At 49.4% G+C, this 678-nt stretch carries 1 protein-coding gene; it reads right to left on the reverse strand.

From position 1 onward, the window contains the following. Nucleotides 1-672 (reverse strand): IS66 family transposase zinc-finger binding domain-containing protein (locus QTN95_RS20920; protein WP_331418887.1); only part of this gene is annotated, 672 nt, incomplete at its 3' end. Nucleotides 673-678 lie beyond the last annotated feature (6 nt).

Here is a 678-nt window from a genome sequence, read left to right on the forward strand (position 1 = left end):
CCACCTTGCCATGGTGGTTCGTGATAGTTCGATACCCGACTGGGTAAACAGCGATTCTTGGCGATACAGTGGCATCGCGTATTGATATTTACCGAGGATGATATTGGCCAGTAAGCTTTCTGTGGCGAAGCTCTTAGGGATAATGCTTTGTGGCGCTGGCTTTTGAGCGATGCGGCTGTTGTCCTGAGTTTGCTCGCACTGGCGACAAGCATATTTAGGACGAACATATTCCAGCACTTTGAGCACCGCTGGCGTGAACTCAAGCTTTTCACTGCGGTCTTCACCGATTTTATGCAGACTATGTTGGCAGCAAGCGCACTGCTTTTCATGGTCGTCTAAATCAAGTTCGATAACCTCACGAGGCAAGGTCTTTGGAAGTGGCTTGCGTCTACCACGTTTCTTCGTTGTGGTGGTCGTCGTGACCACTTCAACCTCTTCTTCTTTAGCGGCTTCACATTCCGCTTCGTTGAAGAGGTCACCTTGGGATTCATCGTAAGGCTTTAACGCCTCCGAGCGTTTAGCGAACTGGCGGTCGAAGGCCAGTTTGAGTTGTTCAAGTAGCGACTGGCGTTCTTGTTTCAATTGGATTTCTGACGCCATCAGCGCTTTCACCATCGCTTGTAGCTCGGCAACATCTTGACTTTCTGGGTTGATATTTGGCGTCTTTTTCATGGCGTT

Origin of the sequence: Vibrio sp. M260112, assembly GCF_036533775.1 — a bacterium.
GTDB lineage: Bacteria > Pseudomonadota > Gammaproteobacteria > Enterobacterales > Vibrionaceae > Vibrio.